We start from the raw sequence: 12,320 nt of genomic DNA on the forward strand, positions 1-12,320 counted from the left end.
GGGCTAGCTCCGTTCGTCGGGCGCGGGCGGCGCCGTGGTCAGTAGGAGATCAGTCCTTCGATATGCCGTGCGCGGATCTCCGCCTTGACCGTGCTGAACTCGCCCTGCAACGGACTGCTGGTCGCCTTCAGGTGTTTCTCGAGCCGCGTGGTGAGATCGCCGACGTTTCGGAACCGCCTCTGGCGGGCCAGCTTCCTGATCTCCGCGGCCATCTTGGTCGATGCCTTGAAGTACTTCGAGAACATGCGGTCCTCTTCGCTCTGCCGGTTCACCTCGATGAACTTCGGCAACGGAATGTCCTCGGTGAAGTGGTGCTTGGGCGCCATGGTCGGCGGCCTTTCCTTCCACGTGTTCCCAGACTTGTAGTGGTAGTTCCACCTGGTCATGACGTTCTCCGGGAAGAACTCGTGCGGATTGCTGCGGAACTTGACCCGGACCGTGTACCAGATCGCCTTGCCCGCCGCCGACCTCGCCGTGTTCGCTTCGTCCTCGACGCCGTAGTGGAATCGCGTGTTGATGTCGCCCGGCGCCGGTACGAGGTTCGATCCGGATGCCAGACCGCCCAGCTTGAAGGGCAGGAGGTGCATCTTGACGAAATGGTTCGGGGCCTGGGAAAGGGCTTGGCTCCACCCGACGGGGTTGGGTGGCTTCTTGTTGTGCAAGCCTGCCGGTTGCCCCTTCGGAATGCCCTGTTGCAGGTAGTAGGCCTTGAAGTTCCGTGCCCGCACGTTGTCCACGAACGGCGGGAACACCGCGGGCGGGATGTCATTGTTGTTGCTGGTGTCGCGTTCTTCGAGGAGGCGGGCGAGTTTGACCATCGCCGCCTGGAGTCGCTTGTACTGCCAGGACCGGATGTTCGTGGGGATCGGACGGCTGCCGTAGTTGGCGGTCGTGTACCGGGGCGACATGCCGTTCTGCATTCCGTCGACGCTCTGAGCCAGTGCGTCCGCCTTGTTGAGGGCAGTCGTCTGGGCGTTCTTCTCGGTACCGGTGGGCATCGTCGCGATGTCCGACTGCCAGTCGGCGAAGAACGCGCTCATCGCCTGCTGCACACTGCGCACCACGAGGTCGGCGCTCTGCGTACGGCCGTTGAACAGCAGGGTGTGCCGCTCGCCGTCGGCCGTGCGGAAGCGCACCTGGGGCAGCGGCGGCGCCTGCTGTTGCCTGGTCTCCTCGCGCCGCCTGTCGTTGTCGCGGCGCCGCTTGCGGTCCCTGTCACGTGTGCGGTCCCGATCGTGCCGGCGCCGCCATCGGTCGCGCAGTCGGCGCAGCCGGTCGTTCAGCCGGTTGCCGAGCCGGCGGCGGGCCTTGCCGTAGAGCTTGCGCGCTGCCCGGCGGGCGCGGTTGACGGCCGCCTTGACCGTCTGGCGGGCGCGCCGGAGCGGGCTGCGGCGAGGCCGGTCACCGGGCTGACGGTCCCGGTCCCGGTCGAGCGAGCGGCGGTCGGGCGTGCTGTCGGTGTCCCGGCGGCGCTCGTCGGGGCGCCGCCTGTCCGCGGTGCGGCGGTCGTCGGGGCGCGTGTCGCGGGCGTCGCGGTCACGGCCGTCCCTCCGGTCGGCGCCGGGCCGGCGCCGGTCGCGGAGCGTGTCCCGGGCCGGGCCGTTGCGGTCGGCCTCGCGGCGGCGCTCGTCCTTGTCGTCGTCGCGCAGCCTGCGCTCGGCGTCCCGTGCCCGGCGCCTGGCCGCGTTCACCTCGCGGCCCTCCGCGCGGCGTTCGTCGTCGTCCCGGCGCTTCTTCGGGCGGGTGGCGTGCGAGGGGCGCGGCTTCTTGTCCGGGGAGGAGCGCTTGCCGGGGCGGGGCTTGGGTGAGGGCCGGGAGGTCTTGTCGGGCGAGGGCTTGCGCGGGGCGGCGCGGTCGGCCGGCTTGTCCGTGTCGGTGTCGTCGTCCTTGGGCCTGTCGTGCTTCGGCTTGTCGTCGTCGGGCTTGCCCGGTGCCTCCGGGCGGTCCGGTCCGGGCTTGTCCTTCTTCGTGCGGAGCTTCTTCAGCATGTCGCCGAGCCGGTCGGCGACCTTGCCCATGAAACGGCCCACTCCCTCGACCAGGAACGTGTAGACCAGCTCGAGCAGGGCGACGACACCGGCGGCGACCGCCTTCGCGAACGGCAGCGCACCGTTGCCGCTCTTGACGGACTTGAGGAAGTCCATGAACAGGCCAAACGCGGCGAGGATCTCGCTCAGCGCACCCCAAGCGGTCTGGAGGGCGTCGATGACGGCCATCACCCAGCCGGCGCCGGGGATGAGCTTGGCGACGACCTTCTCGACGACCATCACGCCGATGATGACCGGGAGTTGGGGCAGCGCCTCGTCCCACGCCATCTGCGCCATCTGCTCGACGGAGACGCCCCCGGAGATCAGCTCCTGGAAGTCCTCCAGGGGGATGCCGATGATCTCCTGGACCTTCTGGTTGAACCAGGCCCGGACGGCGGTCTTGACCTCCTCGAAGAGGTGCTCCTTCGCACCCGTCTCCGCGGCGGCACCGGCCTTGCTGATCCAGTCGCCCGGGTCGGAGACGATGTCGTTGAAGATGGCCGCCCACTCGCCGAGCGCGGCGACGGCCGCGGCGCCGAACTCCAGCGCGCCGACGGTGACCGTCTCGGCGATGTCGACCGCCGCCAGCAGGCCGCCCTCCAGCGCGTCGAGCCCGGCCAGCAACGCCCCGCAGAGGCCGTCGAGGAGCTTGCCCGCGACCTCCTTCAGCGCGTCCGCGGCCTCGTTGACCTTCTGCACGGCCCAGTCGCGGGCGCCGTCGATGGTGTTGCGCCACTTGTCGCGCATCGCCGGGTAGTCGGCGAGGAGTTCGTCACCGAGGGCGATCAGCGCGTCGGCGAAGGTGTTGATCTGGTCGATGACCCAGTTGCGGGCGTCGTCGATGAGCTTGAAGACCTGCTGCTTGAACTTGTCGATGAGGTCGGTGACGACCTGGCGGGCCTTCTCGAAGACGCTCTTGATGGCGTTCTTGAGGGTCTCGAAGAACTCCTTCAGCTTCTCGATGGCCTCTTCGAGCCAGTTGTCGGCGTCGTCCTTGCCGTCCTCCTGCTTCTTCTCCGCCTCCTTCTCGGCGCCCGTCTGCTCGTCGTCGATCTTCTTGTTGTCGTCCTCGGTCCGCTTGTCGACGTCCTTGTCGGTGTCCTCCTCCTTCTTCTTGATGTCGTCGCGGACCTTGTCGTACTTCTTGCCCTTCTTGCCGTCGATCTCCGAGACCTTGTCGTCCTGTTCCTTGCGCCACCGGTCCCGGGAGTCGGCGATGTCGGAGCGGCCCTTGTCGCGGGTGTCCGACTGCTTCTTGCCGCTGGCGGAGACCTCCCTCTGGAGGTCCTGGTCGTGCTGCTTGCGGTCGTCCGCCGCCTTCTTGTCCTTGGCCTGGCGCTCCTGCCCCATCCTCTGGCGGCCCTGGGAGAAACCCGCCTGGATCTGCGGGCCCCGGTCGTGCTCGGCGACCGCGGAGGCCGACTCGATCGGCACACCGCCGCCGGACACCGACCGCGCACCGCCGCCCTTCGCGCTCTTCTTCCCGCCGGCCACCTTGCCGGTCAGGGTCTCCTTGGGCACGTCGGGGTAGATCTGGTCCTCGCCCATGGGGCGGGCCGCGTCGTCACGTCCCGACTGGTGCAGCTCGTTCTTCCGCTCGTCGAGCTTGCGGCCCTGCTCGTCGGTGCGCTGCGGGTCGGAGTCGTTCTCCAGCGGAAGCCGCGGGGCGTCGCCCACGCGTGCGTTCCGCAGGCCCTCGTCCTTGGTCGGCAGGCCCAGGATGGAGTCGATCAGATCGTCGAGCGGCAGGATCTCCTTCAGGAGCTTGCCGAACAGCTGAGCGCCGATGGTGACGGCGATGTCCCACCAGCTCGGTTCCGGTACGTTCGCGCCCGGAACCTCGCCCTGCGGCTTCTGCTCGCCCTTGATCTCGGGCGTCTTGCCCTGGGCCGCGTCCGTACGGGCGACCTTGGCGTTCGTGTACGTGCCCGGGGCCGCCGCCCGCGGGCCGCCGGGGACCGTGCGCGGGGAGCCGGAGGGCCGCTGCATCCTCGGCGGCGCCTTGCGCAGGGTGGTGCGTTCCTTGTCGACCGAGCGGCCGACCGCGCTGCCGACGCCCTTGAGGGTTTCCAGGGCCTGGTGCGGCTTCAGCCCGGCGGCCGTCGACAGGCCGGACTCGGGGGTGGCGTTGGAGACGTCCGGGGGCGGGGTCTCCTTCTTGGCCCCGGCCTTGGAGCCGCCGGACGCGGCGGGGCGGCCTCCGCCACCGGCCCGGCCGCCGGAGCGAACGGCTGCGGACGCCGGGGACTTGCGGCCGCCGCCTCCACCTCCACCACCGCCGCCACGGCGCGACGCGGTCTTCGCGGCCTTTCGTGCCGCCTGGCGCTTGCTGCCGGCCGGGCGGGAGCGCGAGCCCGTGGCACCGCCGGAGCCCGGGGACTCCGCGCTCCGGGAGGTGTTGGTCTTCGCCTCCGGGCCCGCGGCCATGGGTGAAGGCCCGTTGCCCGGTGCCAGTTTCGGCGCGCTCGCTGGTCCCGGCGTGGAGACCTTGTCCGGGCCGCTCGCCGTGCCGGGAGTGGTGGCCGGGCCCTTGCCTTCGGTGGTCTCCTGACCACCGGCGGTCGGGTCAGGTGCGGGAGACGTGTTCCCCTGGTCACCGGCGGTGTCGCGTGGGCCGGTCGACGCGCCGTCGGGCTTGTCGGCCTGCACGTCCTTGCCCCTGCCCTTGTCCGCTCCGGAGTCCCCCTCCTTGCCGCCACTGCGTTCGGGAGCTCCGGCTTCCGGTTTCCGGGCGGCACTCTGGCTCTGGCTCACGCCGTCCGTCCCGGCCCCGGTGCCCGACGGTGAACCGGCGCTCTGCGTACGGGCGTCCTCGTTCGCCTTGGCCAGCCGGTCGGGTGCGGCCGCCTCACCGGACTGCGGCGCCTCGCCCGACGTGGCGCCGTCGGCGGCCCGGGCCTCCTCGTCGCGCCGTCGGGCGTCGGCGTCCTGGGCGCGGTCCTCCGCCTGCTGCCGGTCCCGGTCGCCACCGGCCGCGGCAACGGCACGGGCGGCCCCGGTGTCCGCCCCCGCCGCTTCGGTGGGCCCGTCGGCCTCGGGCCGCTGTCCCGAGCCCGGTCCGAAGGTGACGGCGTCCGAAACCTCGTCACCCGCCGTCGTCTCCTCGGCGGACGACGGAGCGTCCTGACCGGTCCCGGGCCGTTCGTCCTGCCGCGCACCGTCCGACACCGAGGCGACGTCCGTGGAGGGAAGCGGGGGCCGGGGAGCCGTGCCCTTCTGCCGTTCCTCGACGAGGCTCGCGTTCCTGGCCGCGTCGGTGTGCCCGAGGAGGTCGGCTTCCGATGGGGGTGCCTCCTCGGAAGCCGGCGCCTCGTCCGTCCGAGCGGGCTCATCAACCTCGTCCTGCTCGGACTCAGGTTCGAGTCCCAACGGCTCGTCGTCGGCGTCCTGTTCGTTGTCCGGGTCGCCCACCGCACGGGCCGGTCCGGTGCCTCCGCCGGTCCGGGACCTCTCGCCGGGCTCTGCTCCGCTGCGGTCGACAGTGCCCGGGGCGGGGGCCCGGCGGCGGGTCGCCTCGGCCGGGGCCTCGTCCTCGCGCCGTTCCTGTTCGCCGGCCTGCTTCTCGGGCTCCTGGGCCGCCTCGTCCTCGGGGCCGCCCTGGTCCTCCTCGGTGTCACGCTCGTCCTGCTTGTCCTGGTCCTGCTGGTCGCGTTCGGTGTCCGAGGTGTCCTTGCGTTCGTCGGCGGCGTCCTCCTCGGCGTCCCGGCCGGAGGCGTCCTTGTCGTCCTGCTGCTCCTGCGAGCGCTCCTGCTCCTCCTCGGAGCCCTTCTGCTGCCGCCCGGCCGCGCCGGCGCCGCCCTGGGCGTTCTCCCGGTCGGCCTCTGCGGAGGCGGACTCGCCGTCCTGGCTCCCGGCCTCCTCTTCCAGGTCGCCGCCGGGCGTGGGCCGGCCGTCCTGCTGTTTCCCGCCGGGCTCGCCGGGCTGGTTCGGCCGTGCGTCCTGTCCGGGGGCGGGCTCGGTCCCGGAGTCCTCGCGAGCGCGCTCCGCCTCGATCTCCTCCGTCGCGCCCGGCAGCGCGTGGGGAGCCGCCGCGGCGTCCAGCGGCAGCGGTCCCGCGTCCTGGGTCTCCTCCACGCTCTCCAGCAGCCGGTCCACGACCGGTGCGGGCAGCCGCAGTTCCAGCCGGTCCAGGACGCTGTCCTGCACCTCGGGCGCCATGCGGGCGAGTTGGACGCGCACGCGGCCCGACCGGTCCTCCGGGTCGCCGCGCAGGGAACGCAGCAGGCCGCCCGCGATGCGGTCGACGAGCGTCGCCGGGTCCAGCTGCTCCATGCGGCGGCGGTCGGCGTCGACGGTCGCGTAGCGGAGCCAGCCGGGGGTGGCCTGCCCCTCTTCGACGTCCGGAGCCGCTTCGGCCGCGCCGGGACCCGGGTCGCGCACCAGGTCCTGCGCCGTCGCCTCCGCCTCCCGCTCGATGGCCTGCTGCGGCAGGCTCACCGCGCCCAGTTCCCGTCCGGCCCGCAACGCACCGAGGCCGTGCGGGTTCTGGACCGTGTGCAGGAGCTCGTGGGCGAGCAGCCGGCGGCCCTCGTCCGTGCCGGGCCGGTACGCCCCCTCGCGGAAGAGGATGTCCTGGCCGACGGCGACCGCGTCCGCTCCGAGCAGCTCGGCCAGCCGGCCGGCGTCCGGGCCGGTGTGCAGGCGTACGCGGCTCAGGTCGTGCCCGAGGCGCTCCTCCAGCTCCCGCCGTACGCCCGGGTCGAGCGGCTGGCCCGCGCCGCTGACGATGTCCCTGGGCTCGGGAGCGCGGGCCCTGGCCGCCCCCTCCTTGCGCTTGCGGCGGCGCTGCTCGGCGGACTGCTCCGAACGACCGTCTTGCGTACGCGAGTTGCTCACGAGGTCACCTCCCCGCGGCCACTGAGGCCCTCGTGCACGGCACGCGCCAGTTCCTGGCCGAGCCGGCGCGCGGACAGCCCGGCGGGCAGCGGCGGCAGTCCGGACAGGACGTCGGCCGTCCACGGTCCGTCGGCGGGCACGCCGCGCTCGCGGACGAGTCGGGTCAGCTCGTGTTCGAAGGCGGCCGCCACCCGGTCGGGGTCGGCGCGGAAGCCGTCGAGGACCAGTTCGCCTATGTCCACGCGGATCTCGCGCGGAGCCCGGGCCGGGCCCCCCGCGGCCGGGCCGCTCTGTGTCACACCCATCCGCGGACCTCCGTCGGCGTCAAGGAGCGTTCCAGCTTGAGGTATTCGGTGCGGGCGGCGGCGAGCATGTGCCGCATCCGCAACGCCTCGCCCTCCTCGGCGGCGAGGAACGCCCCGGACAGGGCGATGTTGCGGATCGAGCCGCCCGCCACTGTCAGCCGCGCGAGCAGTAGCGGGTCGATGTCCTTCACCGGCGCCTGCGGCGGCAGTACGCGACGCCAGATCTCGGCGCGCTCGTGCTCGGCCGGGAAGGGGAAGTCGACGACGAAGCGGATGCGCCGCAGGAAGGCGTTGTCCAGGGCCTTCTTCATGTTGGTGGTGAGGATGGCGAGGCCGCGATAGGCCTCCATCCGCATGAGCAGGTAGCTGACCTCGAGGTTGGCGTACCGGTCGTGGCTGTCCTTGACCTCGCTGCGCTTGCCGAACAGGGCGTCGGCCTCGTCGAACAGGAGGAGGGCACCGCCGCGTTCGGCGGCGTCGAAGACCCGGCGAAGGTTCTTCTCGGTCTCGCCGATGTACTTGCTGACGACCTGGGAGAGGTCGACGACGAACAGGTCGAGACCCAGTTCCTTCGCCATCACCTCGGCGGCCAGGGTCTTGCCGGTGCCGGAGCCGCCCGCGAAGAGCGCGGTGACGCCGAGGCCCCGGCGCAGGGTCGCGCCGAAGCCCCACTCCTGGTGCACCACCGACCTCTGCCGTACATGGGCGACGATCTCGCGCAGCACCCCCGTCTGCCGCTCGTGCAGCACGAGGTCCTTCCAGCCGGCCTGCGGTTCGATGCGCCGGCCGAGTTCGTCCATTCCGATGCGGGCCTCGTCCATCCCGGCCCGCCAGGCGAGACCGGCGGCGTCGAGCTGCTCCTCGTGGGGCAGTTCACGCCGTACGGTCGCGGCGGCGGACCGCACGACGTGCGGCGGCAGCTGAAACTGGGCGATCAGCGACCGCAGTTCGCCCTCCCCCAGGCCGGCGACGTCGCTGAACGCATCGCTCCACAGCGCCAGTTGCTCCTCGTCGCCGAGGCTCGGCACGGTCACCCGGGTGCCGTGCGGACGGTCCGTGCGGCGCGGGTCGGCGCTCGAGACGACGACCGGCACGGCGGCCCCGGCCAGGAACGCCTCGGCGGCCGCCTGCTGCTCCCGGTCGGGCTCGCCGAACTCCACGAGCAGGGCGGCGGGCAGCAGGATCGCCTCGCGCTGCCACAGCCGGGCGAACCGGTCGCGCTCGGCGGGGTCGACGGGGATGTCCTCGGCGCTCACCGTGTACAGCCCGAGCCCGGCGCGGGCGGCGGCCGCGGCGGCGATGTCGGCGCGACTGCGCAGATCGCCGCCGACGAGTTCGACGAGCAGCGGCGCGTCGGGGCGGGCACCGTCCGTCCAGCCGCCCGCGACCCGGCTCGCGGCCAGGTCGTACGACGACGGCAGCCGGTCCGGCACGGGAGTGCGGAGCGCCTGGCCGTGCAGCCTGGCGTCCAGGTAGGGCGAGCCCAGGAGGAAGTGCAGGATGCGTTCGTCGAGCCGCAGCCGGGTGGTCGTCAGCCGTGACGCGTCGTCCGGTTCCAGGATCCGCCAGCGCCGCAGCGGCGACACGGGCGGCAGGGCGCTCCAGTGCGGCTCGTCCAGGGCGGCCAGGGCGAGGGAGAACGTCGGGTGGGCCCGCTCCGGGTCGCCGCAGGCGGCGGCGCAGCGCGCGGCGGCGGTGGGCTCCAGCTCCTGCGCGGCCGTGAGCAGGACGAGGTCCCGCTCGAACGCGGTGAGCCCGAAGCAGGCGACCAGGGCGTCGAGGGGGGCGGTGCCGGGGCCGTCGGTGGACTCGGGCACGGGGACCGGCGCCTGGTGTTCCTCGCCCTTCGTGCCGCGCAGCGCGTGAGCGTCGACGCGGGCCAGGACACGCCGGATCTCCGCCGTGAGCGTGGTGCCCTCGCCCAGGGCGGCTGCGACCCCGCTCTCCGCCGCGGCCGTCGTGTGCGGTCCCATGTCCTCACCTGCCCCCGTCGTCCCCATGTGCCTCAGTTCTCCGTGCCCTCACTGCCGTCCGCGTGCGCTGCCCCGTCCCCGTCCTTGTTCCTCGAAGCCGGTGGCGTCCGCGCGGACTTGGCGGCCGTCTTCTTCGCGCTCCTGGCCGGCTGTGCCGCCTTACGGCTCCGAGCCGTCTTCGCGGGCGCCTTCGCCTCGGTCCTGGCCGTCGCCTTCGTGGGCGGGTCGGCGGGCTGGTCGGCCTCTCTCGAGGGTGACGGGGCCGGCTCTTCCCGGACCGGGCCCGGCGACGGCACCGGGCCGTGCGACGGCGCTCCCGGCGCCCCGAACGGCAGCACCCGTACCTCCGGCCGTTCCACCAACTTCGCCGGCACCGGCGTCTCGCGCCCGTCGATGAGGACCAGCGCGGCCTGGTAGACGACCGACAGCGCGTACGGCGTCTGGTGCAGCATCCCCCACAGCTTGGACGTCTCGTCGATGTCCATCGCCGTCGGAGTGAACCGCACCCGCTGCACCGCCTCGGCCAGGTCGCTGCCGTTCAAGTGGGGCCGCTGACCAGCGAGTTCGATGATGTCCCGGGGCAGCACGGGTATCTCGTGCAGGGTGCGCACCACCGAGCCGATCAGCCGCTGTCCGACCAGCTCGGCCTCCTCGCCGTACGCGCTGATCAGGTAGTGCAGGTCGAGCGCGGCGGCGGGCCTGCGGACCAGGGTGCCGTCGGACGCCCGGGTCGGCAGGTCGTTGTTGCGCTGCGAGGTGTTGGGCGTGACCTGGTAGAGGAACACGGTGATGGTCGGTTCGAGCGGCGGGTCCACCGGCGGCCTGCGCGGCTCGACCTTGACCGCGATGTCGATGTCCGGCGGCAGGTTGGCCTCGATCAGCAGGGCGAGGGCCTGGGTGACGTGGGCGAGGGCAAGTGCGTTGCTCATGGTGTCAGTTCCTCGGTCCCTCTCCTCGTCGTCCCGCTTCTCGCAGCCGACCCGCCTGCTTCTCGTCGTCTCGCGTCTCGTCGTACGTCCGCCTGCCGGTGCCCGCTCACTCGCGCCCCCCGGCCAGGTAGTCCGCCAGGCTGACGGTGGCCCCCGGCCGCTCCGCCCGCCGGGGCCGGGGCGTGCCGCCGCCCTGGGGCGCGCCGCCCGCGGTCACCTCCAGCCGTCCGATCTGCACCTGCACGACCCGCTCGGCCGGTCGCCCCGGGCGCCGGGCCGCGACCTGCCGGACGGCGTCCCGGGCGGCCGCCGTGTCCGCCACGCTGGGGAGCAGCGGGGCGGACACGGCGGGGGGAACGACGTCCGCACCAGGGGGGGTTGGTGCGGACGCCGCGCTCATGGGGGCCGCCCCCTCCGGACGGCCTCGGACAGCCGCGCGGCGCGCGGTGTCGGGGACCGGCCGCGGGGCGGGGCGGACCGGTGCGGCGGGACGCAGCAGCGGCTCCCCGGCCTCGTCCCTCCGGGCCGTACGAGTCGCGGGCTCGGCGGGCGCAGGGGCCTGCTCGGTCCGTACGACCGTCCGCTCACGTTCCGTACGGACGACCTCGCGGGCCGCCGGGCGTGCCGGGTCCGGCCGGGCTCCCGGCACCGGGGCGGCGACGGGCCACAGCGGCTCGGCGTCGTCCGGGCCCGGTGCGGCGGCCCGGACCGCCTCGGTCCGTTCGAACGGCCCGGCCAGCCGCGGCCGTACCCGCACCACGCCGGGGCGCTGCGCGGCGGGCGCCGCGTGCCGGGCGAGCAGCCGGTCGAGGAAGTCGGGCTCCGGCCGCCCTCGCGAGGTGGACTCAGACATCCGCACACAGCTCCAGGTAGTAGCGGCGCCGCAGCGGGCTGAGCGCCAGGATCTCCGGCTCGCTCCAGCCGTACGCGGTGGCGAGCAGATGGACGTCGAGCAGGAGGTCCCGGGCCCAGGCGTCCAGTTCGGTCCACAGGTAGGAGGCGATGTCCAGCTCGGCACGGGTGCCCTCCCCGCATTCGGGGCAGGCGATGGTGAGCGTGACGTCGCCGCCCGGGTCGGCCGCCTGGGCCGCCTGGGCGATCCGGCGCTGCACGGCGGCGGGCAGCGCGTCCGCGGACACGGACCGCCCGTCGCGTACGGCGTCGGTCACGCACCGCGCCAGCAGGGCCCGGCGCGGGTCGGCCGCACCGGCCGCCGCCGTCAGGTCGGCGACGCCGGGCACCCGGAACTCGACCTCCCAGCCGTCCTCGGCGATCCGCACCAGCGGTTCACCCCGGTCGGCCAGGGTCCGGGCGAACTCCCCGGCGTCCAGCTCGAACTCCATGTCCGCGCCGCACGCCCCGCACTCCAGGCGCACCTGCATCCGCTCGCCGAACAGGGCCCGGCGCAGGGCGAACAGATCCGCCTCGCGCTCCCCGACCGGCAGCTCCAGCAGAGTCCGCTGGTCACCGCCCAGGTCGGGCCGCGCGGCCCGGTGCAGGAGCAGAGCGCGCCCGGCCGGCCCCTGGGCCAACCCGCTCTCCCAGGTGGCCAGGACGTCGGCCGCCCGCGTGATGGCCATGCCTCCCCCAGTACCCGTGTCTCAGCAGTTTCGGGTGCGCCCCCGAAGGGGTGCGGGGAACCGCGCGACCAGCCCCCACGAACCCGCGGACGAACGACAGCCCATCCCCCCGCGGCCCTCAGCGGAGCGCTACGCCGGGTTCAGGAACGAGGGTTCCTCCGGCTCCGGCACCTCGTAGTCCCGCTCCCAGCCCTCGCACTCGAGCTTCAGGGACTGGATGGCCACCGCGTTGGCGTTGGCGTCCAGTTCGCCGAGGACCTGGTACTCGCTGGGCCAGGTCCGGTACAGCTTGTGGGAGACGGCGACCTGCCCGGCCTCGTTGAGCACCTGGATCACGATGTCCTTGCGGAAGTCCGCGAGGGACACCTCGGAGCCGAGGCCCGCGCCGACCTGCCAGACCTTGTTGGCCCAGCGGTCGAACTCGGGGTCGTGGGTGACGCCGCGCTCCAGGGTGATGCCCTCGAACTCGGAGCGGCCCGGCGACTTGCGCGGGGAGGAGGGGTCGCCTCCGTGCCGGTGCTTGACGACCTCGGTGGTCCGCTTCAGCGGACTGATCTTGCTGATGCCGGCGACCGTCCGACCGTCCCACAGGACCAGGAACTTGAAGTTCTTGTACGGGTCGAAGCGATGGGCGTTGACCGTGAACTCTGCCATCGAAAATGTCCTCAGG

The 12,320-nt window shown here is 73.1% G+C and carries 7 protein-coding genes; all 7 read right to left on the reverse strand.

What is annotated here, in order from left to right:
- Window positions 1-38 precede the first annotated feature (38 nt).
- Window positions 39-6,863 carry an eCIS core domain-containing protein gene (locus tag QOL88_RS04255; protein ID WP_097215153.1) on the reverse strand — a complete coding sequence of 2,275 codons (6,825 nt, stop codon included), beginning with the start codon at window positions 6,861-6,863 and terminating at the stop codon, window positions 39-41.
- Entirely contained in the window at window positions 6,860-7,168 is a 309-nt protein-coding gene (locus QOL88_RS04260; protein WP_097215154.1) for a hypothetical protein, read from the reverse strand. The genes QOL88_RS04255 and QOL88_RS04260 overlap by 4 nt, the downstream gene beginning before the upstream one ends.
- Complete coding sequence (locus QOL88_RS04265) at window positions 7,159-9,141, reverse strand: ATP-binding protein (RefSeq protein ID WP_097215155.1); 1,983 nt, start codon at window positions 9,139-9,141, stop codon at window positions 7,159-7,161. Before QOL88_RS04265 ends, QOL88_RS04260 begins: the two co-directional genes overlap by 10 nt.
- Before the next feature lie 32 nt (window positions 9,142-9,173).
- A complete protein-coding gene (locus tag QOL88_RS04270) occupies window positions 9,174-10,070 on the reverse strand; it encodes a Pvc16 family protein (protein WP_097215156.1) in 897 nt (298 codons plus the stop codon).
- A 106-nt stretch (window positions 10,071-10,176) separates the two neighbouring features.
- Window positions 10,177-10,923, reverse strand: a complete 747-nt coding sequence (locus QOL88_RS04275; RefSeq protein ID WP_097215157.1) for a hypothetical protein — start codon at window positions 10,921-10,923, stop codon at window positions 10,177-10,179.
- Complete coding sequence (locus QOL88_RS04280; RefSeq protein ID WP_097215158.1) at window positions 10,916-11,650, reverse strand: T4 family baseplate hub assembly chaperone; 735 nt, start codon at window positions 11,648-11,650, stop codon at window positions 10,916-10,918. Before QOL88_RS04280 ends, QOL88_RS04275 begins: the two co-directional genes overlap by 8 nt.
- Window positions 11,651-11,779: 129 nt before the next feature.
- Complete coding sequence (locus QOL88_RS04285) at window positions 11,780-12,304, reverse strand: phage tail protein (protein ID WP_004003113.1); 525 nt, start codon at window positions 12,302-12,304, stop codon at window positions 11,780-11,782.
- Window positions 12,305-12,320 lie beyond the last annotated feature (16 nt).

Origin of the sequence: Streptomyces sp. Ag82_O1-12 (assembly GCF_900182715.1) — a bacterium.
In the GTDB taxonomy this organism is placed as follows: Bacteria; Actinomycetota; Actinomycetes; order Streptomycetales; family Streptomycetaceae; genus Streptomyces; species Streptomyces massasporeus.